Annotated in this window: 18 protein-coding genes and 1 pseudogene; 16 read left to right on the top strand and 3 right to left on the bottom strand. The window is 69.1% G+C overall.

The window, feature by feature from the left end; all coding sequences use genetic code 11:
* The first annotated feature begins 136 nt into the window (after positions 1 to 136).
* The gene (locus AC3QL2_RS12710) at positions 137 to 754 is read left to right on the top strand and encodes a PEP-CTERM sorting domain-containing protein (protein WP_493230730.1); all 618 of its coding nucleotides are present in this window, start codon (positions 137 to 139) and stop codon (positions 752 to 754) included.
* A gap of 60 nt (positions 755 to 814) precedes the next feature.
* Here AC3QL2_RS12710 and AC3QL2_RS12705 read toward each other — a convergent pair whose 3' ends face one another.
* Positions 815 to 1,894 carry a BMP family ABC transporter substrate-binding protein gene (locus AC3QL2_RS12705; protein ID WP_493230729.1) on the bottom strand — a complete coding sequence of 360 codons (1,080 nt, stop codon included), beginning with the start codon at positions 1,892 to 1,894 and terminating at the stop codon, positions 815 to 817.
* A gap of 162 nt (positions 1,895 to 2,056) precedes the next feature.
* On the opposite strand from AC3QL2_RS12705, the gene AC3QL2_RS12700 reads away from it, so the two are divergent.
* On the top strand, positions 2,057 to 2,545 hold the full coding sequence (locus tag AC3QL2_RS12700; RefSeq protein WP_493230728.1) for a nucleoside deaminase: 489 nt from the start codon (positions 2,057 to 2,059) through the stop codon (positions 2,543 to 2,545).
* A gap of 94 nt (positions 2,546 to 2,639) precedes the next feature.
* Here the strand turns inward: AC3QL2_RS12700 and ccoG are convergent, their stop codons facing one another.
* Positions 2,640 to 4,052, bottom strand: coding sequence for a cytochrome c oxidase accessory protein CcoG (gene ccoG, locus AC3QL2_RS12695; protein WP_493230726.1), 1,413 nt, complete (start codon positions 4,050 to 4,052; stop codon positions 2,640 to 2,642).
* Between the two features lie 116 nt (positions 4,053 to 4,168).
* On the opposite strand from ccoG, the gene AC3QL2_RS12690 reads away from it, so the two are divergent.
* The 3 genes and pseudogenes from AC3QL2_RS12690 to AC3QL2_RS12680 all read left to right on the top strand — a co-directional run bounded on the left by AC3QL2_RS12690 (position 4,169) and on the right by AC3QL2_RS12680 (position 5,837).
* A complete protein-coding gene (locus AC3QL2_RS12690; RefSeq protein ID WP_493230725.1) occupies positions 4,169 to 4,633 on the top strand; it encodes an RrF2 family transcriptional regulator in 465 nt (154 codons plus the stop codon).
* Positions 4,634 to 4,742: 109 nt separating this feature from the next.
* A pseudogene (locus AC3QL2_RS12685) lies at positions 4,743 to 5,420 on the top strand (methyl-accepting chemotaxis protein); the annotation flags it as partial.
* A complete protein-coding gene (locus tag AC3QL2_RS12680; protein ID WP_493231601.1) occupies positions 5,421 to 5,837 on the top strand; it encodes a CZB domain-containing protein in 417 nt (138 codons plus the stop codon).
* A gap of 11 nt (positions 5,838 to 5,848) precedes the next feature.
* On the opposite strand, the gene AC3QL2_RS12675 is transcribed toward AC3QL2_RS12680, so the two are convergent.
* Positions 5,849 to 6,667, bottom strand: coding sequence for a class I SAM-dependent methyltransferase (locus tag AC3QL2_RS12675; protein WP_493230724.1), 819 nt, complete (start codon positions 6,665 to 6,667; stop codon positions 5,849 to 5,851).
* A gap of 178 nt (positions 6,668 to 6,845) precedes the next feature.
* On the opposite strand from AC3QL2_RS12675, the gene xdhA reads away from it, so the two are divergent.
* From xdhA to AC3QL2_RS12620, 11 genes are all read left to right on the top strand, one after another.
* Positions 6,846 to 8,318, top strand: coding sequence for a xanthine dehydrogenase small subunit (gene xdhA, locus AC3QL2_RS12670; protein ID WP_493230723.1), 1,473 nt, complete (start codon positions 6,846 to 6,848; stop codon positions 8,316 to 8,318).
* A complete protein-coding gene (gene xdhB, locus AC3QL2_RS12665; RefSeq protein WP_493230722.1) occupies positions 8,315 to 10,642 on the top strand; it encodes a xanthine dehydrogenase molybdopterin binding subunit in 2,328 nt (775 codons plus the stop codon). Before xdhA ends, xdhB begins: the two co-directional genes overlap by 4 nt.
* Positions 10,643 to 10,679: 37 nt before the next feature.
* Complete coding sequence (gene xdhC / locus AC3QL2_RS12660) at positions 10,680 to 11,696, top strand: xanthine dehydrogenase accessory protein XdhC (RefSeq protein WP_493230721.1); 1,017 nt, start codon at positions 10,680 to 10,682, stop codon at positions 11,694 to 11,696.
* Complete coding sequence (locus tag AC3QL2_RS12655; protein ID WP_493230720.1) at positions 11,693 to 13,261, top strand: ABC transporter ATP-binding protein; 1,569 nt, start codon at positions 11,693 to 11,695, stop codon at positions 13,259 to 13,261. Before xdhC ends, AC3QL2_RS12655 begins: the two co-directional genes overlap by 4 nt.
* The gene (locus tag AC3QL2_RS12650; RefSeq protein WP_493230719.1) at positions 13,248 to 14,318 is read left to right on the top strand and encodes an ABC transporter permease; all 1,071 of its coding nucleotides are present in this window, start codon (positions 13,248 to 13,250) and stop codon (positions 14,316 to 14,318) included. Before AC3QL2_RS12655 ends, AC3QL2_RS12650 begins: the two co-directional genes overlap by 14 nt.
* Before the next feature lie 10 nt (positions 14,319 to 14,328).
* A complete protein-coding gene (locus AC3QL2_RS12645) occupies positions 14,329 to 15,249 on the top strand; it encodes an ABC transporter permease (protein WP_493230717.1) in 921 nt (306 codons plus the stop codon).
* A gap of 670 nt (positions 15,250 to 15,919) precedes the next feature.
* Positions 15,920 to 17,281 (top strand): 8-oxoguanine deaminase, encoded by a 1,362-nt coding sequence (locus AC3QL2_RS12640; protein ID WP_493230716.1) that lies wholly within the window; start codon positions 15,920 to 15,922, stop codon positions 17,279 to 17,281.
* Entirely contained in the window at positions 17,278 to 18,621 is a 1,344-nt protein-coding gene (gene guaD / locus AC3QL2_RS12635; RefSeq protein WP_493230715.1) for a guanine deaminase, read from the top strand. Before AC3QL2_RS12640 ends, guaD begins: the two co-directional genes overlap by 4 nt.
* An 82-nt stretch (positions 18,622 to 18,703) precedes the next feature.
* The gene (locus AC3QL2_RS12630) at positions 18,704 to 19,897 is read left to right on the top strand and encodes an MFS transporter (RefSeq protein ID WP_493230714.1); all 1,194 of its coding nucleotides are present in this window, start codon (positions 18,704 to 18,706) and stop codon (positions 19,895 to 19,897) included.
* 106 nt (positions 19,898 to 20,003) lie between these two features.
* Positions 20,004 to 21,380, top strand: a complete 1,377-nt coding sequence (locus tag AC3QL2_RS12625) for a GGDEF domain-containing protein (protein ID WP_493230713.1) — start codon at positions 20,004 to 20,006, stop codon at positions 21,378 to 21,380.
* A 55-nt stretch (positions 21,381 to 21,435) separates the two neighbouring features.
* Positions 21,436 to 23,340 carry a B12-binding domain-containing radical SAM protein gene (locus AC3QL2_RS12620; protein ID WP_493230711.1) on the top strand — a complete coding sequence of 635 codons (1,905 nt, stop codon included), beginning with the start codon at positions 21,436 to 21,438 and terminating at the stop codon, positions 23,338 to 23,340.
* The last annotated feature ends 3 nt before the right edge of the window (positions 23,341 to 23,343 follow it).

The raw sequence follows: 23,343 nt of genomic DNA, 5'->3' as shown, positions 1-23,343 counted from the left end.
GATCGGCGGGTGACCGGGACGGGTAATCGGAGGCGCCCCTTTAAACTCATAAGGCATACACTGCAAAACCCTTTATGCATAGTCAAATCGTGCACACAGGCTTGCAATTACCTCACTCATCATCCGGGGACTCACCATGCATCGATTCGCGCTTCGCCGTGCCGTCGCAGGCCTTGGCCTGCTGGTTCTCGCCACGTTCAGCCATGCCGCCACCTTCAACTTCCACCAGGCAGGTTACTCCAGCGGGGGCGAAGTGAGCGGCTACTTCAGCGGCACGGACCTCAACGGCGACGGTTATCTCAACGGCGCTCACGGTGAAATCAGCGATTTCCAGCTGTCCTTTGCCGGCAACGCGTCGATCGGCGCCTTCAGCGTCGACTACGCGGACTTCCTGCAGACGGTGTCGATCGGCTGGGGGCTGATCTACCGGCTCGGCTCGGCGACGATCGGCACCGAGTTCAATGGCCTGGCCGACGGCATGCTATTGGTCTTCAATTTTGACGCCAACGGTATGCCGCAGGACTCGATATCGGCGGTCCAGCTGGCGGACAACTTTCTGAGTGCGAACACTTCCGGCATCCAGAGCCTTACGCCGCCCAGCGCCTTCGGCACCGCGTCCGACGCCTACGGCAACATCGACATGGCTTTCGCGCCGATGACCCTCTCGCTGCAGAGCGTGCCGGAACCCGGCAGCCTGGCCCTGGCCGCCTTGGGCGGCGCCACCCTGCTGGCCCGGCGGCGGCGGCGGAGCTGAACATGGCGGCAGGCGGCGAAGGGCAGCCCGGCCCCCTCGCCGCACGCCACCGCGAAGGCCTTACTTCGGGATCGAGCCTTCCACGCCTTCCACGTAGAAATTCATCTTGCGCAGGTCCGGGTCGCCCATGGTCTTGGCGGCGGCCAGCACTTCCTTGCCGTCCTGGCCCTTCAACGGGCCGGTGAAGGGATGCAGCTTGCCGGCCTTGATCGCGTCGCGGCGCTCCTCGGCAAGCTTCTTCACGTCGGCCGGCACGGCCGGGCCGAAGGACTCGATGTTCACCGCGCCCTCCTTCACGCCCCACCAGATGTCGCCGGACTTCCAGGTGCCGTCGAGCACTTCGCCGACGGCCTTGGTGTAGATCACGTCCCAGTGCAGCACCGAGGCCGCCAGGTGGGCCTTGCCGCCGAACTTGGTCATATCGGAATCCCAGCCGAAGGCCAGCACGCCCTTCTCCTGGGCGGCCTGCACGACGGCCGGCGAATCGGTGTTCTGCATCAGCACGTCGGAGCCCTGGGCGATCAGGGTCAGCGCGGCTTCACGCTCCTTGCCCGGATCGAACCAGCTGTTCACCCAGATCGCGCGGGTGGTGGCCTTCGGATTGACGCTGCGGGCGCCGAGGGTGAAGGCGTTGATGTTGCGGATCACCTCGGGGATGGGGATCGACGCCACCACGCCGAGCTTGCCGGTCTTGCTCATCTTGCCGGCGACCACGCCGAGCATGTAGGCGCCCTCATAGGTGCGCACGTCGTAGACGCCCAGGTTGGGCGCCGTCTTGTAGCCGGTGGCGTGCATGAACTTGGTGTTCGGGAAGGCCTTGGCAACCTTCACCTCCTGGTTCATGTAGCCGAAGGAAGTGCCGAAGATGATCTTGTAGCCCTGCTGGGCCAGGTCGCGGAAGACCCGCTCGGCGTCGGCGGTTTCCGGCACGTTCTCGACGAAGGTGGTCTTTACCTTGTCGCCGAACTTGGCGTCCACGGCCTTGCGGCCCTGGTCGTGGGAAAAGGTCCAGCCGTGGTCGCCGGTCGGGCCGATGTACACGAAGCCGATCTTGGCGGGGTCGGCGGCGAAGGCCTGGCTGGCCAGCCCCAGTGTCACGAAGACACAGGTGGCGGCGGTCTTGAAGCGGGACAGGGACATGGGGGCAATCTCCGTGGGCAGGGTTGTGCGTCGTGGGAGCCACTGTAACAACCGGACCACCGCGAACCCATCCCGGTTCCGTTATGACCGGTATATGGTTCGGCGCAGAAAGCGGCCCGCGGCGGCGGCCATAATCCGGCCACCTTCAAGCGGAGCACGAGCATGTCCTTTCCCACGTCCCAGGACGAACATTTCCTGCGTTACGCCATCGAGCTGTCCCGCCGGGTGCGCGACAGCGGCAAGCACCCCTTCGCCGCATTGGTCGTCGATGCCGCCGGGAATATCGTCGCCGAGGCCGGCAACGATTCCCTGCCCCCAGACGGCGATCCGACCCGCCACGCCGAGCTGGTATCCGCGGCGCAGGCGGCGCGCCGCCTGACGCCGGAAGAGCTGGCCAAGGCCACGCTGTATTCCAGCGCCGAGCCCTGTGCGATGTGCGCCGGCGCGATCTACTGGTGCGGCATCGGCCGCGTGGTGTATGCGCTGTCGGAGCACGCGCTGCTCGGCCTCACCGGCGACCACCCGGAGAACCCGACCTTCTCGCTGCCGTGCCGCGAGGTGTTCGCCCGCGGCCAGCGCCGCATTGAGGTGCACGGGCCGTGGCTGGAGGCCGAGGCGGCCGCGCCCCACGCCGGCTTCTGGAAACGCTGAAGCCGGCTGCGGGGATTTCAAGGAAACGTCGGGCCGCCCCAGGTTTCCTTGCCCCCCGCGGGGCGGGCTGGGTGCAGCCCAGCCCTGAGGGCACTCACGGCAGCCAGAACTTGGCCGGCTCGTCGATGCGCACGTCGGGCGCCGCGCTGTCGGTGAGGACGAAGTGCATCGGCTTCGAGCCGTGCTGGTTCTCCACCGCGTCCGGCGCGACCCGCACGGTGACCGTCACCGCCGTGCTGGCGGCGCCGGGCACCTTGACCTGCACCGGCGTCGCCAGGCGGATGCCGTCGATGCCGGCCACGTCGACGGTGTAGCTGCGCTCGGTCTCGCTGGTGCTGATCAACTGCAGCTGGAAGACGTTCTCGATGCTGCCGTCGTCGGCCTCGCGGGCCATCACGCCGCGGTCGCGCACCACGTCCACCTTCAGCGGCGGGCGGGTCAGCAGCGACCAGCCGGTGGCCACGGTGAGAATCAGGAACACCGCCGAGTAGATCAGCGTGCGCGGCCGGAAGGCGCGCCTCACGATGTCCTTGCGCACCAGGCCTTCCTTCAGCGCGTTCTCCGTCGAATAACGGATCAGGCCGCGCGGATAGCTCATCTTGTCCATCACCTGGTCGCAGGCGTCGATGCACGCCGCGCAGCCGATGCATTCCACCTGCAGGCCGTTGCGGATGTCGATACCGGTCGGGCAGACCTGCACGCAGATGCCGCAATCCACGCAGTCGCCGAGGCCCTCCTTGCGCGGATCGGCCTTCTTCGAGCGGCTGCCGCGCGGATCGCCGCGCTGCTCGTCGTAGGTGATGATCAGCGTGTCGGAGTCGAACATCACGAACTGGAAGCGGGCGTAGGGGCAGATGTACTTGCACATCTGCTCGCGCAGGAAGCCGGCGTTGCCGTAGGTGGCGGCGCCGTAGAACAGCACCCAGAAGATCTCCCCAGCTGTCATCGACACGCTGAGCGCCTCGTGGCCGAGGTCCTGGATCGGCGTGAAGTAGCCGACGAAGGTGAAGCCGGTCCATAGAGACAGCGCCAGCCAGATCGCGTGCTTGGCCGTCTTGCGGCCGAACTTGGCGGCACTCATCGGCGCCGCGTCGAGCTTCATGCGCTGCTGGCGGTCACCTTCGATCTGCTTCTCGATCCACAGGAAGATCTCCGTATAGACCGTCTGCGGGCAGGTGTAGCCGCACCACAACCGCCCGGCCACCGCGGTGAACAGGAACAGGGCCAGCGCCGACAGCACCAGCAGCAGCGCCAGGTAGATGGTGTCCTGCGGCCACAGGACCAGGTCGAACAGGTAGAAGCGGCGCGCGTCCAGGTCGAACAGCACGGCCTGCCGGCCGTGCCACGGCAGCCAGCACAGGCCGTAGAAGATAAGCTGGGTCAGGGCCACGAAGCCCCAGCGCCAGCGCTGGAAGAAACCCTGGATGGAACGGGGATAGACCTTCGGCTCCGCCTTGAACAGCGGCTGGATCGGGATGACGCGTTGGGGTTGGGGCTGATCGGACATGAATATAACCGGCGCCTTATAAAGATATATGTTCAGTGCCTCTTTATGCTAACAACCGCCTGATGGATAATCAACATCCTGCGTACATCTTTTGAACCGCCCGACGGAAAGCGCCGATGCGACTGAGCACCTTCACCGACTACTGCCTGCGCACGCTGATGTACGTGGGCGCGGAACGCGAACGCCTGGTGACCATCGGGGAGATCGCCCAGGCCCACGGCATCTCCGAAAACCACCTGATGAAAGTGGCCCACCACCTGTCGCGCAACGGCTTCATCGACACCCAGCGCGGCAAGGGCGGCGGCATGCGGCTGGCCCGCGATCCGGGCAAGATCGTCCTCGGCGACGTGATCCGCCAGACCGAGACCGACTTCGCGCTGGTCGAGTGCATGGGCGACGCGTCGTCCTGCCGCCTCGGCGGGGACTGCGAACTGCAGGGCATCCTGCAGGAAGCCCTCACCGCGCTGCTCAAGGTGATGGACGGCTACACGCTGGCCGACCTCATCAAGCGCGGGCCGCAGGGCGAATGGCAGGCGATCCGCCTGTTTCCGCCCACCGCCCCCGCCGCCGGCGACGCCTGAGGCCGGGCGCAGCATCAGCAATCTCCGCACCGCCTTGACGCGGATCAAGGCCTGCGACGCAATACCCGATCAAATTACTCAACATTAAACCCCTCAGGAAGCACATCCCATGCTCGGTTCGAAAACCCGGCGCGAACTCGCCGTCGCCCTCGCCGACAACGCCGCCCTCAAGGCCCAGACCCAGGCCCTGCGCGACGAGTTGGCCGACCTGCAGCGGCGCCTGGCCGACGCCGAGGCCGGCAGACAGCAGCTCGCCGCCCGCCAGAACCTGCTCGACGGCGTGGTCGGCAACATCCCGCATTTCGGCGAGTCCCTGGCCGGCATCCGGCAGTCCTTCGCCGGCCTGTCGGAACAGCTCGGCGAGGACAAGGCCTCGGCGCAGACCGCCGCCCGCGAGTCCGACGCCAACCGCAGCGCCTTCGAGAAGATCGCCGACAACCTGCGCACAATGTTCGAGCGCATCCAGGCCGCCGGCCACAGCGTCGATGGCTTGTCCCAGCGGGCCACGGAAATCGGCGGCATCGTCCGGCTGATCCGCGAGATCGCCGAGCAGACCAACCTGCTGGCCCTCAACGCCGCCATCGAAGCGGCCCGGGCCGGCGAGGCCGGGCGCGGCTTCGCGGTGGTGGCCGACGAAGTGCGCAAGCTCGCCGAACGCACCGCCAAGGCCACCACCGAGATCGGCAGCCTGGTCACCGGCATCCAGGCCGAGACCGGCGAAGCCCGCAAGATCATGGAGATCGGTGCCGGCGACGCCGCCAGCCACGGCGCCGACAGCGAAGCGGCGATGCACAGCATGCAGCGCCTGTTCGGCCTGTCCCGCCACATGCAGGACAGCATCGCCACCTCGTCGCAACTGGCCAACGCCGAGCTGGCCAACATCGAGGAGCTGACCCTCAAGCTCGAGGTGTACAAGGTGCTGCTGGGCCTCTCCGACCTGCAGCCGCGCGACCTCCCCGACGAGACCCAGTGTCGCCTCGGTCGCTGGTACTACGAGGGCGAAGGGCGCACCGAATTCTCGCGCCTGCCCGGCTACCGGGACATGGAAGCCCCGCACAAGGCGGTGCACGACCACGCCCGCCGCGCCGTCGAGCGCTACCGCAGCGGCGACTTCAACGGCGCCCTCGACGCCCTCGGCCGCATGGAAGAAGCCAACCTGACGGTGATGGCCGGCATGGAGCGCATCCTGCGCGGGCGCGGCTGACCCCGCGGGCCTCAGTGCTCGACGGTCACCACCTGCGCCTGGATCTTGCCGTCCAGCGGTCCGGCGCCGAAACGGGCCCGCAGCGCGTCGGCACTCACACGCATGGCAGCCTCCAGCCTGCCCGGATCGCGCGCATCGATCTCGTTGCGTAACGGTGTGCCCTGGCAGAAGGCCAGCGCCAGCGCTTCTGCCGACTCGGCGCGGCCGCGCTCGGCCCGGGTCTCGAAGCGGATCGGCGCCGTGAAGCCGGCCAGGCGCAGATCCTCCTCAATGCGCTGTCTGTCGTGGTAGCCGTGGGGCGTCCGCGCCATGAAACGCGGCGGATCGTCCGGAAACAGCGTGGCCAGCGCGTCCGTCACGCAATCGGTAAATTCATTGTCGACGAGCCGGTCCCAGACGCTGAAGATCAGCACGCCGCCCACCCGTAGCACCCGCCGGATCTCGCCCAGCGCCTGGGCCTTGTCGGCAAAGAACATCACCCCGAACTGGCAGACGACCGCATCGAAGGCGCCATCGCCAAAGGGTAGCCGTGCCACGTCCGCCTGCTGCCAGGTCACCGGCCGCGGTGTGCCGATGCGCCCCGCCTCGTCGAGCATGGCCTGGTTCAGGTCGGTGGCGACGATGGCGACGTCGGCCGGCAACCTTGCAGCCAGCGCGCGGGTCACCACCCCGGTCCCTGCCGCCACCTCCAGCACCCGCTCCAGCCTGCGCCCGCGCAGACGGCCAGCCATGTCGACCGCGTAAGGGGCGAAGATCACCGGCACCAGATGCGTCTGGTACAAGTGCGGAATCGAACCGGCAAACTGCTTGTCCAACCCAGGATTGAGCATGATCCACCCTCCAGCCATACAACAGTCTTCGACTGGCCGGGGCACCCAGGGGTTCGGAGCACCTGCGCGTTCATTCAGCTTTGCCCATATTCCGTATACGCCGGCACCGGCAGCAGGGCGGCGCGCCATGTGTTAACTTGAAATCATCCCGGTACGCCGGCATGCACGAGTCAGCCCCATGAGCGAACGCCCCATCCATTTCTACTTCCGCGGCGAGATCCGGCAGATCGCCGATGCGCTACCGACGCGCACGGTATTGCAGTTCCTGCGCGAGGACGCCCACGCCACCGGCACCAAGGAAGGCTGTGCGGAAGGGGACTGCGGCGCCTGTACGGTGGTGCTCGGCGAGAACATCGGCGGCGAACTCCAGCTGCGCGCGGTGAACGCCTGCATCCAGTTCCTGCCGACCCTCGACGGCAAGGCCTTGTTCACCGTCGAGGACCTGGCCGGCATCAACGGCCTCGGCATCACCGGCCTGCTCCACCCGGTGCAGCAGGCGCTGGTGGATACCCACGCGTCCCAGTGCGGGTTCTGCACGCCGGGTTTCGCGATGTCCCTGTTCGCCCTCTACGAAAACAACCCGGCATGCCCGGACAAGGCCGCCGTCTGCGACGCGCTGTCCGGCAACCTGTGCCGCTGTACCGGCTACCGGCCCATCGTCGACGCCGTGCCGGCCGCCTACGAACAGGCCCGCGTCGGCCTCGACCGGCCTGAGATCCTCGCCGCGCTGGCGCCGCTGGCCGCGCTGCCACCCCTCGACTACCGCGCCGCCGGCCAGCGCTTCCTGGCCCCGCGCAATCTCGCCGAACTGGCCGACGCCCGCCTCGCTGCGCCCGACGCGCGCCTGCTGGCCGGTGGCACCGACGTCGGCCTGTGGGTCACCAAGCAACTGCGCGAACTCGGCGACCTGATCTACGTGGGCGCGGTGCCCGAGCTGAAGACGATCCGCGCCGACGCGGACGGCCTCCACATCGGCGCCGGCGCCAGCCTCACCGATGCCTTCGAGGCCCTCAGCGCCTTCGAACCGGCGTGGACCGAACTGGCCCGCCGCTTCGCCTCGACGCCGGTGCGCAACGCCGGCACGCTTGGCGGCAACGTGGCCAACGGTTCGCCCATCGGCGACTCGATGCCCGGCCTCATCGCGATGGGCACGCAGATCGTGCTGCAGCGCGGCGAACGGGTGCGCCGGCTGCCCCTCGAGGACTTCTACCTGGCCTACCAGAAGACCGCCCTGGAAGCCGGCGAATTCGTTCTGGCGCTGCAGATTCCGCCACAACCGGCGGAGCGCCGCTTCCGCACCTGGAAGATCTCCAAGCGTATCGACCAGGACATCTCGGCGGTGTGCGGCGCCTTTGCGCTGAGCCTCACGGACGGCGTCGTCAGCGAGGCGCGCATCGCCTTCGGCGGCGTCGCCGCCACGCCGCTGCGGGCCCGCGCCACCGAGAAGTTCCTGACCGGCAAGCTGTGGGGCCAGACCACCGCAGCAGCGGCGGCCGACGTACTCGCCAACGAATACACGCCCCTCGACGACATGCGCGCCTCGGCCGCCTACCGCCGCCAGGCGGCGGCCGGCCTGCTGCAGCGCTTCTGGCTGGAGGACGCGACAGGCGGCGCACCGACGCGCCTGTCCGAACTGGAGGTGCTGCCATGAACGCCCCCAACCGCAACCCGCCCCCCGCTGTCGGCGCCGGCCTGCCCCACGAGAGCGCCCATCTGCACGTCAGCGGCCGCGCCACCTACGTGGACGACATCCCGGTGCCGGCCGGCACGCTGCACGCCGCGCTGGGCTTGTCCACCATCGCCCACGGGCGCATCAAACACCTTGACCTGTCCGCCGTGCGCGCCGCCCCCGGCGTGCGCGCGGTGATCACCGCCGACGACATCCCCGGCGACAACGACTGCGGCCCGGTCAAGCACGACGATCCCATCCTGTGCGACGGCGAGATCCTGTTCCACGGCCAGCCGCTGTTCGCCGTGGCCGCCGACAGCCACGAGCTGGCCCGCAAGGCGGCCCGGCTGGCCAGGGTCGAAGTGGAACCGCTGCCGGCCCTGCTGAGCGCCGAAGCCGCCGCCGAGGCCGAATCCTGGGTGCTGCCGCCGGTCGAGGTGACGCGCGGCGACGCGGCCGCCGCGCTGGAGGCCGCCCCCCACCGCCTGCGCGGCGAAGTGCAGTTGGGCGGCCAGGAGCACTTCTACCTGGAAGGCCAGACCGCCTGCGCGATCCCGCTGGAGGACGAGACGATGCGCGTGCTCACCTCCACCCAGCACCCCACCGAGATGCAGCACATGGTGGCCCACGCACTCGGCTGGCGGGTGCACCAGGTCACCGCCGAATGCCGGCGCATGGGCGGCGGCTTCGGCGGCAAGGAAAGCCAGTCGGCCCAGATCGCCTGTGTCGCCGCGGTGCTGGCCCAGCGCTGCGGACGGCCGGTCAAGCTGCGCCTCGACCGGGACGACGACATGCGCATCACCGGCAAGCGCCACGACTTCCACATCGAGTACGACGTGGGCTTCGACGCGGCCGGCCGCATCGCCGGGCTGAAGCTGCTGCTGGCCTCCCGCTGCGGCTTCTCGGCCGACCTGTCGGGCCCGGTGAACGACCGCGCCATCTTCCACGCCGACAACGCCTATTACCTGGACGCGGTGTCCATCCTGAGCCTGCGCGGCCGCACCCACACGGTATCCAACACCGCCTTCCGCGGCTTCGGCGGGCCGCAGGGCATGTTCGCCATCGAATCGGTGATCGACGATATCGCCCGCCACCTCGGCCTCGACCCGCTGGCCGTGCGCCAGGCCAACTTCTACGGCGACAGCGCCGGCAGTGAGCGCAACGTCACGCACTACGGCATGAAGGTCGAGGACAACATCGTCCACCCCCTGGTCGCCGAGCTGGCCGCCGAGGCCCGTTACGCCGAGCGCCGCGCCGCCATCGACGCCTTCAACGCCAGCAGCCCGCTGCTCAAGAAGGGCCTGGCGCTGACGCCGGTGAAGTTCGGCATCTCCTTCACCGCCACCTTCTACAACCAGGCCGGCGCGCTGGTGCATGTGTACAACGACGGCACCGTGCTGGTCAGCCATGGCGGCACCGAGATGGGCCAGGGCCTGTACACCAAGATCCGCCAGATCGTCGCCGAGGAATTCGGCCTGCCGATCGAGGATGTACGCCTGTCCTCCACCGACACCAGCCGGGTGCCCAACACCTCGGCCACCGCCGCCTCGTCCGGCACCGACCTCAACGGCAAGGCCGCCCAGGCCGCCTGCCAGGCGATCCGCCGGCGCATCGCCGGTTTTGTCGCCGAACGACTGGGAGTCAGCGACGAGGCGGTGATCTTCGCCGCCGGCATGGTCAGCGCGCCCGGCTTCGACGCCACTTTCGCCAGCGTCGTCGCCGATGCCTACCGGGCCCGCGTGCAGCTGTGGGACGCGGGCTTCTACAAGACGCCGAAGATCCATTACGACCCAGTGACCATGCAGGGCCGGCCGTTCTACTACTTCTCCTACGGCGCAGCGCTGGCCGAAGTGGCCATCGACACCCTCACCGGCGAGAACCGCGTGCTGCGTGTGGACATCCTCCACGACGTGGGCCGCTCCATCAATCCGGCCCTCGACATCGGCCAGATCGAGGGCGGCTTCATCCAGGGCATGGGCTGGCTGACCACCGAGGAGCTGGTCTACCAGCCTGACGGCCCGCAAGCCGGCCGCCTCGCCACCCACGCCCCGTCCACCTACAAGATCCCGGCGGTGTCCGACCTGCCGGCGGTCTTCAACGTGCGCCTGTTCGACAACGCCAACGTGGAGGACAGCATCCACCGCTCCAAGGCGGTCGGCGAACCGCCGCTGATGCTGGCCTTCTCGGTCTTCTTCGCACTGCGCGACGCGGTGGCGGCGGCCCTCGGCCCCGGCACCCGCCCACAACTGGACGCACCCGCCACGCCGGAAGCCATCCTGCGCGCGCTGCACGGAGGGCGCCTGTGATGCCTCCCTTCCCCGCCACGCTACCGGAGATGTCCCCATGAACGACTGGCTCCCCACCCTCGCCGACTGGCTGGCGGCCGGCCAGCCGGCGGTCCTCGTCACCGTGGTGCGAGCCGACGGCTCGACGCCACGGGAAGCCGGCGCCACGATGCTGGTCGGGCGCAATTCCACCGCCGACACCATCGGCGGCGGCCACCTGGAATGGCTGGCCACCGCCGCCGCCCGCGACCTGCTGGCCAAGGGCGGCCAGCCCCACGTGATGCGCTGCGCCCTGGGCGCGTCCCTCGGTCAGTGCTGCGGCGGCGTGGTGTGGCTGGCGCTGGAGCGCATCGAAGCCAGTGAAGCCGCCAGCTGGCTGAGCCGCGCCGCGGCCGTTGCCAGCTGGCAAACGCTGCAGCGCCGCCTGCTGTCCGGCGACGAGGGTTCCCTGTGGTCCATGAGCGCGAATGAGCAAGGCAAGCGCGATCCGGCCCATTTCTGGTCCGATGGCGGCCATTGGCAGTTCGAGCAGCAGATCCGCAAGACCCAGTTCCCGGTGGTGCTGTTCGGCGCCGGCCACGTCGGCGAAGCCATCGCCCGCACGCTGGCGCCGCTGGGTGCGCACATCAGCTGGGTGGACAACCGGGACTCCATCTTCCCCTCCGAGCTGCCGGCCGGCACCGACGCCATCAGCACCGATACGCCGACCGCCGAGGTGCGCGCCGCGCCGCCCTGCGCCTACTTCCTGGTGCTGACCCACGACCACGGCCTCGACTTCGAGCTGTGCGAGGCGATCCTGGCCCGCCACGACTTCGCCTTCTTCGGCCTGATCGGCTCGACCTCCAAGCGCGCCCGCTTCGAGCACCGCCTGATCGCCCGCGGCATCGACCCGGCCCGGCTGCTCGACATGACCTGCCCGATCGGCGTGCCCGGCATCCGCGGCAAGGAGCCGGCCGTCATCGCCGCCTCTGTGGCAGCCCAGCTGCTGCAGGTACGCGAAGCCCGCCAGGCCATCGCCGAGACATCCCGCCCCTTGCGCATCACGCCCTTCCTGCTGTCAGGAGCCCGCCCGTGAGCATTCCCCCGCCCCCCTTCAGCGGCCCGCTGGCCGGCATCCCGCGCCTGGAACTGTCCGGCATCACCAAGCGCTACCCGAGCGTCGTCGCCAACGATGGCATCAAGCTCAAGGTCGGCCCCGGCGAAATCCACGCGGTGCTCGGCGAGAACGGCGCCGGCAAGAGCACGCTGATGAAGATCATCTACGGCGCCGTGCAGGCCGACGCCGGCCAGATCCAGTGGAACGGCCGCGAAGTGGTCGTCGCCAACCCCGCCGAGGCGCGCCGGCTCGGCATCGGCATGGTGTTCCAGCACTTCTCCCTATTCGAGACGCTGAGCGTCGTCGAGAACATCGCGCTGGCCCTCGACGAACCCTTCGACCTCAAGGCGCTGGCCATCCGCGTGAAGGAGGTTTCGACCCGCTACGGCCTGCCGCTCGACCCGGACCGCCTGGTGCACAGCCTGTCGGTGGGCGAACGCCAGCGCGTCGAGATCGTGCGCTGCCTGCTGCAGCAGCCCCAGCTGCTGATCCTCGACGAGCCCACCTCGGTGCTCACCCCGCAGGCCGTGCAGAAGCTCTTCGAGACCCTGCGCCGGCTGGCCGCCGAGGGCGTCAGCATCCTCTACATCAGCCACAAGCTGCACGAGATCCAGAGCCTGTGCCACAGCGCCACGGTGATGCGCGGCGGCAAGGTCACCGGCACCGCCACCCCGTCGCGGGAAACCCCGGCCAGCCTGGCGCGCATGATGATCGGCCGCGAGCTGCCGGTGTGCGAGGTGCCCGCCTACACCGGCATCGCCACTCCGGCGCTGACGGTGAACAAGCTGTCCCTGGTGCCCGACGACCCCTTCGGCACCCGCCTGCAGGACATCGACCTGGAGGTGCGCCGCGGCGAGATCCTTGGCATCGCCGGCATTTCCGGCAACGGCCAGGCCGAGCTGCTGGCCGCCCTGTCCGGCGAGACCACGAGCACGCCGGACTCCGTCAAACTGGTCGGCCTGCCGGTCGGCCACCTGGACGCCGGCCGCCGCCGCAAGCACGGGCTGGCCTTCGTGCCGGAAGAGCGCCTTGGCCGCGGCGCGGTGCCGTCCATGTCGCTGGCCGACAACGCGACCCTCACCGCCCAGCGCCAGGGCCTGGTCAAGAAAGGCTTCCTGCGCCCGAAGGCCGCATGGGACTTCGCCAAGCGCTGCATCGAACGCTTCGACGTGCGCTGCGGCGGCCCCGGCGCGGCGGCGCGCAGCCTGTCCGGCGGCAATCTGCAGAAGTTCATCGTCGGCCGCGAGATCATGCAGCAGCCCATCGCAATGGTCGTCGCCCAGCCCACCTGGGGCGTGGACGTCGGCGCCGCCGCCTTCCTGCGCCAGACCCTGATCGACCTGTCCCGCCAGGGCGTGGCGATCCTGGTGATCTCCGAAGAGCTGGAAGAGCTGTTCGAAATCTGCGACCGCATCGCCGTACTGGCCGAAGGCCGCCTCGGCCCCGCCGTGCCGAAGGCCGACACCAACGCCGAGAAGATCGGCATGCAGATGTCCGGCCTGTTCGCCCCCGCCGACAAGGAACCCGCCCATGCCGCTGCTTGAACCCCGCCCCACACCGTCGGCGCGGATGCGCCTGCTGTCGCCGCTGATCGCCATCGGCCTGACCCTGGCGGTCGGCTCCCTGCTGTTCCTGGCCCTCGGCAAGAATCCCGTCGAAGCCTTCACGGTGTTCTTCATCCAGCCCCTGTCGTCGGGCAACGGCTGGAGTGAGCTGATGGTCAAGGCCGGTCCGCTGATCCTCATCGCCCAGGGCCTGGCGATCGGTTTCCGGGCGCGCATCTACAACATTGGCGCGGAAGGCCAGCTGATCGTCGGCGCGCTGGCCGGCGGCGGCGTGGCGATCGCCCTCGACGGCGTGGATGCCTGGTGGGTGCTGCCGCTGATGGTGGTGGCCGGCGCCATCGGCGGCGCGCTGTGGGGTGCCGTCCCGGCGCTGCTGAAAACCCGCTTCAACGCCGAGGAAACCCTCACCACGCTGATGCTCACCTACATCGCCAGCTTCACGCTGTCGTACATGGTGAATGGCCCCTGGCGCGACCCGGAGGGGATGAACTTCCCGCAGTCCATCATGTTCGGCGACCCGGCCCTGTTCAGCCCGTGGTTCGAGGGCATGCGCGTCAATGCGTCGATCCTGATCGCCGCCGTCGCCTCCATCGCCTTCTGGATCTTCACGTCGCGCAGCTTCCTGGCCTACCAGCTCACCGTCGGCGGCCTGGCCCCAGCGGCGGCCCGCTACGCCGGCTTCTCGGCCCAGCGCACGGTGTGGGTCAGCCTGGTGCTGTCCGGCCTCACCGCCGGCATCGCCGGGGTCGGCGAAGTGGCCGGGCCGGTCGGCCAGCTCAACCTCAACATCTCGCCGGGCTACGGCTTCGCCGCCATCATCGTGGCCTACCTGGGGCGCCTCAACGCGGTGGGCATCGTGCTGGCCGGGCTGCTGATGGCCCTGCTCTACCTGGGCGGCGAGGCGGCCCAAGTGGCGCTGCAGCTGCCAGCGGCGATCACCGGCCTGTTCCAGGGCATGTTGCTGTTCTTCCTGCTCGGCGCCGACGTGTTCGTCGATTACCGCCTCAAGCCCCGTCCCAAGCCCGCTTACGCGTAAGGACCCCGCGATGCTCGAACACCTGATCCCCGTCCTCGCCGGCACCCTCGGCGCCGCCACGCCGCTGATCTTCGCCGGCCTCGGCGAACTGGTGGCGGAGCGCACCGGCGTCATCAACCTGGGCGTCGAAGGCATGATGCTGATCGGCGCCATCGCCGGCTTCGCCGCCGCCGCGGATTCGGGCGGCGGCGCACTGGCCGGCCTGCCCGCCGGGGCCGTCGCCGGCATGCTGGCGGCGCTGGTGTTCGCCGTGCTGTCCCTGTCGATGGCCGCCAACCAGGCCGCCTGCGGCCTCGCGCTGACCATCTTCGGCGTCGGCCTGTCGGCCTTCATCGGCCAGCACTACGTGAGCTTCAGCCTGCCCGGCCTGCAGCCGCTGGACATCCCCGGCTTGGTGGACATCCCGGTGATCGGCCGCATCCTGTTCCATCAGGACCCGGTCACTTACCTGGGCCTGATCACCTTCGCCGTCGTCTGGTGGGTGCTCCGGAAAACCCGCCTCGGCCTGGTGCTGAAGGCCGTCGGCGAAGCCCCCGACGCCGCCCATGCGATCGGCTACCCGGTCATCGCCATCCGCTACGGCGCCACGCTGTTCGGCGGCGCAATGGCCGGCATCGCCGGCGCCTACCTGTCCACGGTCTACACGCCGCTGTGGGTGCAGAACATGGTCGCCGGCCGCGGCTGGATCGCCATCGCGCTGGTGGTCTTCGCCACCTGGAACCCGACCCGCCTGCTCTTCGGCGCCTGGCTGTTCGGCGGCGTGACGATCCTCCAGTTCCACGCCCAGGGCCTCGGCATCGCACTGCCGGTGCAGTTCCTGGCTGCGCTGCCCTACCTGGCGACGGTAGTGGTGCTGGTGCTGATCTCGCGGGACAAGCGCTTGTTACAGCTGAACTTGCCGGCTTCGTTGGGGAAGCCGTGGATGCCGTAGATGTGAGGTGGGGCTTTTGCCCCGGTGGTGGCCTCCCCGGTAAGCCCGTGCCTTTTCTGAATGGCTTTCCGGTTTATTGGCTTACGTTGGCCGGGTCTCGCCCCGGCAGGCGACCTCCTTCTTTGTCACACGACAAAGAAGGAGGCAAAAAAACGTGCCCCGCTTCCGCGCCCCCTGCGGGGGTGCCCGAGTTCCGGGCGTGCCGGGCGGGGTCTGCGCAAACTCGCCCTGCGGGCTCAAACATGCGCAGCCCTGATCCGCCCGTCCCACCCTCCACTCGGCGCGGCAGAGGGGGAAAGGAAAAGCGGCCGCTCGATGGCAGGTGCCGCACAAGGCGGCTATACCAACTACCTCAGCTTCAGGAAAGGCTCGGAGCCTCCCCCAAAGCCCGTCCCGAACCTTTGATCCGCACAGCGGCAGGCAGGGAAGTCCGGCGCGGCTGTTTGAGGAGGCGAAGCCGACGAGTTCCGCGACGGCCGCCTGCTGCGAGCAGCGCAGGGAAGTCGTCCGCATAGCGGACGACCGGTGAGGCACGGGTCGCCTTCTTTGCCTTCTTTCTTGGCGACGCAAGAAAAAAGGTCGCCCGCCGGGGCGAGTCCCGGCCAACGTAAGCCCATAAAACGGAAAGCTGTTAATCAGCCCTAACAGAACGCCCCGACAGCGCAAAAAAATGAGCAAAACCCTCCTCCTCCACCACGCCGACACCCTCATCACAATGGACGCCACCCGCCGCGAGATCCGCGACGGCGCGGTGTTCATCCGTGACGGCATCATCGAAGCCGTCGGCCCGAGCACGGAACTACCCGCCCACGCCGACGAGGTGCGCAATCTCTCCGGCCGCATCGTGCTGCCCGGCCTGGTGAACACCCACCACCACATGTACCAGAGCCTGACCCGCGCGGTGCCTGGCGCGCAGGACGCGGAGTTGTTCGGCTGGCTGCAGACGCTCTACCCGATGTGGGCCGGGCTGACGCCGGAGATGATCCGGGTGTCCACCCTCACCGCAATGGCCGAGCTGATCCTGTCCGGCTGCACCACTTCGTCGGATCACCTCTACCTCTATCCCAACGGCAGCCGGCTGGACGACAGCATCGAGGCGGCGACGTTGATCGGCATGCGCTTTCACGCCTGCCGCGGCAGCATGAGCGTCGGCCGCTCCAAGGGCGGGCTGCCGCCGGACGCGCTGGTGGAAGACGAAGCGGCGATCCTCACCGACAGCCGCCGCCTCATCGAGACCTGGCACGACCCGGCCCGCCACGCGATGCTGCGGATCGCGGTGGCGCCCTGCTCGCCGTTCTCGGTGAGCACCGACCTGATGCGTGAATCCGCCGCGCTGGCGCGCAGCTACGGGGTGTCAATGCACACCCACCTGGCCGAGAACGACAACGACGTGGCCTACAGCCGCGAGCGCTTCGGCATGACGCCGGCCGAGTACGCCGAGAGCCTGGGCTGGGTCGGCCCCGACGTGTGGCACGCCCACTGCGTAAAGCTCGACGCGGCCGGCATCGCGCTGTTCGCCCGCACCGGCACCGGCGTAGCCCACTGCCCGTGCTCCAACATGCGCCTGGCCTCGGGCATCGCGCCGGTCCCGGCAATGCAGGCGGCCGGCGTGGCGGTCGGGCTGGGGGTGGACGGCTCGGCCTCCAACGACGGCGCCGACCTGCTCGGCGAGGCCCGCCAGGCCATGCTGCTGGCGCGGGTCGGCCACGGCCCGGCAGCCATGAACGCCCGCCAGGCGCTGGAGCTGGCGACCCTCGGCGGCGCCAAGGTGCTCGGCCGCGACGACATCGGCGCGCTGGCACCGGGCATGAGCGCCGACCTGATCGCCTTCCGCAGCGACACCCTGCGCCTGGCCGGCGGCGCCGTGCACGACCCGGTGGCGGCGCTGGTGTTCTGCGCCCCGGACGCGGTGGACCTGAGCCTCATCAACGGCAAATGGGTCGTCGAGGACGGCAAGCTGCAGACGGTAGACCTGCCGGGCATACTCGCTCACCATAACCGCCTAGCCCGACAACTCGCGGAGGCCTCGTGACCCAGCACCAGCCCACCCCCGCCCAGGCGCACGTGCTCGTGCGCGGCCAGATCCTCCACTACCTGGCCGACCCCGGCCCCGGCGACGACCCGAGCGCCTGGGAGTTCTTCGACGACGGTGCGCTGTGGATCGTGGACGGCCGCATCCACGCCGCCGGGCCGTGGTCGGCGATCAACGCCAACATGCCGCCCGACGTGCGCCGCGCCGCCCTCTTCCACGACCACCGTGACCGCCTGGTGCTGCCGGGCCTGGTGGACACTCACATCCACTACCCGCAGGCGGGGGTGATCGGCTCCTTCGGCCGCCAGCTGCTGGACTGGCTCAACGACTACACCTTCCCCGCCGAGGCCCGCTTCGCCGACTACGGCGTGGCCGAGCGTACGGCCGAGTTCGTCGTGGAGCGCCTGCTCGCCCACGGCACCACCACCGCGTCGGTGTTCGCCACGGTGCATGCCCATTCGGTGGACGCCTTCTTCGAGGCCGCCGCGGCGCGCAAGCTGCGCATGCTGTGCGGCAAGGTGCTGATGGACCGCAACTGCCCGGACGAGCTGCGCGACGACGCGGTCTCCGGCCGCGCCGACAGCCAGGCCCTGATCGAACGCTGGCACGGCCGCGAGCGCCTGCGCTACACCCTCACGCCGCGCTTCGCGCCAACCTCCACGCCGGAACAGCTGCACGCCGTCGGCGAACTCTTCGCAGCCCACCCGGACCTGCACCTGCAGACCCACCTGGCCGAGAACCCGGCCGAGATCGCCTGGGTGCGTGAGCTCTTCCCCGAGCGCAGCAGCTACCTGGACGTCTACGCCCATTACGGCCTGCTCGGCCCGCGCAGCATTTACGGCCACTGCATCCACCTTTCGCCGGCCGAGCGCCGCGAGATGGCCGCCACCGGCGCCGCCGCGGCCTTCTGCCCGACCTCCAACTTCTTCCTCGGCAGCGGCGCCTTCGACTACGCGGCCAGCACCGCCGCGGGCCTGCGCGTTGGCCTCGCCAGCGACGTGGGCGGCGGCACCGGCTTCAGCCTGATCCGCACGCTCGGCCAGGCCTACGAGGCCAGCCAGATCCACGCCGCGCCGCTGTCCGGCATGCGCGGCTGGTACCTCGCCACCCTCGGCGGCGCCCGCGCCCTCTACCTGGACGAACACATCGGCAGCTTCCAGCCCGGCCGCGAGGCGGATTTCGTCGTCCTCGACTGGGCCGCCACGCCGGAACTCGCCTGGCGCATGGACAGCACCCGCACGCTGGCCGAACGCCTGTTCGCACTGATGATCCTCGGCGACGAGCGCTGCGTGGTGGCCACCCACGTGCTCGGCGAATCCGCTTTCACCCGCCGCACCTGAGCCCGCCCAGGGGCCTCGCCCCGCATCGGGCAAACGGTAGAATGGCAGGCTCCCCGCGGCCCTCCGACTTCCCAGCCTGCCCATGCCCGCCTTCCTCCGCGCCCTCGAATCCCGCAACTACCGCATCTACTTCGCCGGCCAGCTGGTCTCCCTGGCCGGCACCTGGATGCAGCAGATCGCCATGGTGTGGCTGGCCTACCGGCTGTCCGGTTCGGCCCTCGTGCTCGGCACGGTCGGCTTCGCTAGCCAGATCCCGATCCTGGTCTTCGGCGCCATGGGCGGCGTGGTCACCGACCGCTTCGACAAGCGCCGCCTGCTCATCACCACCCAGGCCCTGTCGATGGTGCAGGCGCTGCTGCTGGCGGCGCTGGCCTGGCGCGGCGAGGCGACCACCGGGCACCTGATCGCGCTGGCCTTCGGACTCGGCTGCATCAACGCGCTGGACGTGCCGACCCGCCAGGCCATCGCAGTGCACCTGGTGGACGACAAGGGCGACCTGCCCAACGCCATCGCGCTGAACTCCTTCCTGATGAACGTGGCCCGCTTCGTCGGCCCGACGCTGGCCGGCTTCGTCGTCGCACTGGTCGGCGAGGCGGTGTGCTTCCTGCTCAATGCCGCTTCCTACCTGGCGGTGCTGCTGGCCCTGCTGGCGATCCGCCTGCCCGCCGACGGCAAGGGGCGACCCTCGGCACCGCCGCTGCAGGCCCTGCGCGAGGGCCTCAGCTACGCGGCCGGGCATCCCGGCATCCGCTCGTCGCTGCTGATCGTCGCCACCACCAGCTTCCTCGCCGCGCCCTACGTGGTGCTGATGCCGCTGTTCGCGAAGGAGATCTTCGGCGGCGACGCACGCCTGTTCGGCCTGCTGGTCGGCTGCGCCGGCGGCGGCTCGCTGATCGGCAGCCTGTACCTGGCCGGGCGCCAGGGCACCGACGGGCTGGCCCGCTTGGTCGGCATTGCCGCCCCGGCGACGGGCGCGGCGGTGGCCCTGTTCGCGCTGTCCCCCGGCCTCTGGATGGCGATGCCGGTGCTGGTCGCCCTCGGCCTGGTGATCATCGTCACCGTGGCCGGCAGCAACACGCTGATCCAGACCCAGGTGGACAACGACTTCCGCGGCCGCGTGATGGCCCTGTTCACGATGGCCTTCCTGGGTATCGCGCCGCTCGGCAGCTTCAGCGTCGGCAGCCTCGCCCATGCCTTCGGCGTGCGCCCGACACTGGTCGCCTGCGGCCTGCTGACGATTGCCGCCGGCCTCGCCTACCGGCGCCGCGCGGGCTGATCGCGGCAGACTGACTTCATTCCCAACGGGTAAAACTCCCTTGCGTCATCCTTCGCCTGCGCTTATCGTCGAGTCCCAAAAACAATAAAGGACAGGGAGCGTACGCATGCCCCACACCCCTCGTCTGGCAGCCGAAACCTGGCAGCGCCTGGCCGAGACCTCGTCGGACGCGATCCGTGCGGCGGTCACCGGCATCATCCAGCGGGACAAGGCCGAACTGGCCGGCCGCTTCTACGAGCAGATGATCGACGACCCCGCCGCGGCCCAGTTCCTGTCGGTGCAGGCCGTCGAAGCCCACCTCAAGCCAGGCCTGCAGCGCTGGATGGAAATGCTGCTGTGCCACCGCAGCGTGGAGGAACTCGTCGCAGCCCTCGCCCTGCAGCGCCACGTGGGCGAGGTGCATGCCCGCGCGCAGATCCCGGTGCAACTGGTGGCGCGGGGCTTCCGCTTCCTCAAGCAGGCCATCAACGCCCGCCTGATCGCCACCGACCTCGACCGGGAAGCCCTGGTCCATGCGGTACTGTACGTGGACCACCTGACCGACATCGCCTTCGAGGAGATGAGTGCGGCCTTCATCCTGTCCGCCGAACGCAGCGCCCGCACCGACGAGGCCTACAAGATGCACGAGGCCGGCCGCAATCTGGCCCTGGAGCGGGAAAAGCAATCCGTCGCAATCCTCGAGTGGGAGGCCCGCGTGTATCGCCTGCTGGCCTCCGGCGCGCCTTTCCACGATATGCCCAGCCTGCAGGACTCGGAATTCGGATTGTGGCTGCATCACAAGGCGCCGCTGCTCTTCGAAGACACCCGCGAGCTGCCGCTGATCGAAGCCTGTGTGGAGCGCATCGACCGTTCCCTGTTCCCGCGCCTGAGCGGTGAGCGGAACGCCGCCCAGGACGGCGACGATCGCCGTGCGCTGACCCGTGCGGTGCTGGTGGAGATCGAGGAACTGAAGTACCTGCTGCGCAACATGTTCGACCACATCATGGAGCTGGAGATCGGCCGTGACGTGCTGACCCACCTGTTCAACCGGCGCTTCCTTCCATCCATCCTGCGCCGCGAGATCAGCCTGGCCCGCAAGTACGAGTGCACCTTCTGCGTGCTGATGATGGACATCGACCACTTCAAGCGCATCAACGACGAGCACGGCCACGACGCCGGCGACCGGGTGCTGCAGCAGGTCGCCGGGCTGATCGTCAGCCAACTGCGGGCTGGCGACTTCGTGTTCCGCTACGGCGGCGAGGAATTCCTCGCCGTGCTGGCCGAGATCGACCTCCCGCGGGCGGTCTCCGTCGCCGAGAAGATCCGCCAGCGCATCGGCGACAGCGACGTCTTCCTGGCCGGCGGCGAAGCGATCCGCGTCACGATGAGCATCGGCCTGGCCGGCAGCGACGGCCACCCGGACTACCAGCGCCTCATCGACCGGGCCGACAAGGCCCTTTACGCGGCCAAGGAAGCCGGGCGGAACCGGGTGGCGACGGACTGATATCATTCCGGGCCTCGATCGCACCACCTTCCGGGCCCCCGGCCCGGCCGCCGCCATGACCGCAAGCCCCGGCCCCCGCGTGCTGTCGCTCATCCCGCCGATGACGCAGCTCAACACGCCCTACCCGTCCACCGCCTACCTGACCGGCTTCCTGCGCAGCCGCGGCGTGGACGCGGTACAGGACGACCTGGCCCTGAAGCTGGTGCTGGAACTGTTCTCCGCCGCCGGCCTCGATGCGCTGCGCGACAAGGTCCGCGCGCTGCCGGAGAAAAAACGCTCGGCGACGCTGCACACCTTCGACGGCGCCTTCGAACGCTACCGTGCCACCGTCGGCCCGGCGCTTGGCTTTCTGCAGGGTCGCGACCCGACCCTCGCCCACCGCATCGCCAGCCGCGCCTTCCTGCCCGAAGGGCCGCGCTTTTCGTCCCTCGACGTGTATTACGACCCGGACGGCGGCGATCCGCTGGCCTGGGCCTTCGGTGCACTGGGCGTGCAGGACAAGGCCCGCCACTTGGCGACGCTATACCTCAACGACCTGGCCGACGTGCTGCGCGAAGCCGCCGATCCGCGCTTCGAATTCGTGCGCTACGCCGAATCCCTGGCCATGGCCCAGCCGAGCTTCGAGCCGCTGGCCAAGGCCCTCGCCGCGCCGCCGACACTGGTGGACGAGACCCTCAAGCAGCTCACGCTGGACACCGTGGCCCGCCACCAGCCGCGCGTCGTGCTGCTGTCGGTGCCCTTCCCCGGCTCCGTGTATGCGGCCTTCCGCATCGCCCAGACCATCAAGTCCGCCCACCCGCACATCGTCACCGTGCTCGGCGGCGGCTTCGTGAACACCGAGCTGCGCGAGCTGACCGAGCCGCGCGTCTTCGACTACTTCGACTACCTCACGCTGGACGACGGCGAGCGCCCGCTGCTGGCCCTGCTCGAACACCTGGACGGCAAGCGCGGTGCATCGCGCCTGGTGCGCACCTACCTGCGCGAAGACGGCCAGGTGCGCTACATCAACCTGGCCGAAGCGGACATCCCCTTCGCCGAAGTCGGCACGCCGACCTGGGACGGCCTGCCGCTGGGCGGCTACCTGTCCATCCTCGACATGCTCAACCCGATGCACCGCCTGTGGTCGGACGGACGCTGGAACAAGCTCACCGTAGCCCACGGCTGCTACTGGAAGAAGTGCAGCTTCTGCGACGTGAGCCTCGACTACATTGGCCGCTATGACGCCGCCAGCGCCGAGATCCTGGTGGACCGCATCGAGGCAGTGGTCGCCGAAACCGGCCAGACCGGCTTCCACTTCGTGGACGAGGCCGCCCCGCCGAAGATGCTGAAGGCCCTCGCCGACGAACTGGCGCGACGCCAGCGCTCGATCTCCTGGTGGGGCAACATCCGCTTCGAGAAGTCCTTCACCCCCGAGTTGTGCCAGCAGCTCGCCGACAGCGGCTGCATCGCCATCTCCGGCGGCCTGGAAGTGGCGTCCGACCGCCTCCTCAAGCTGATGAAGAAGGGCGTCTCGGTGGACCAGGTGGCCCGCGTCACCAAGGGCTTCAGCGACGCCGGCATCCTGGTGCACGCCTACCTGATGTACGGCTTCCCGACGCAGACCGTGCAGGACACCGTGGATGCGCTGGAATACGTGCGCCAGCTGTTCGACGCCGGCTGCATCCAGTCCGGCTTCTTCCACCGCTTCGTGTGCACCGTGCACTCGCCGGTCGGCCAGAACCCCGACGAATACGGCGTCAAGCTCAAGCCTCTGCCGCCGATCAGCTTCGCCAAGAACGACGTTGGCTTCATCGACCCCACCGGCGTGGACCACGACGCCCTCGGCGTCGCGCTGAACAAGGCCCTCTACAACTACATGCACGGCATCGGGCTGGACCAGGACGTGCGCAGCTGGTTCGACGGCAAGGTACCCCGGCCGCGGGTGCCCAAGCACTTCATCGACCGGGCGCTGGGTTACTGAGCA

Source organism: Zoogloea sp. GW822-FHT05C07 (assembly GCF_058800215.1).
This window is presented reverse-complemented; position numbering and strand designations above follow the sequence as displayed.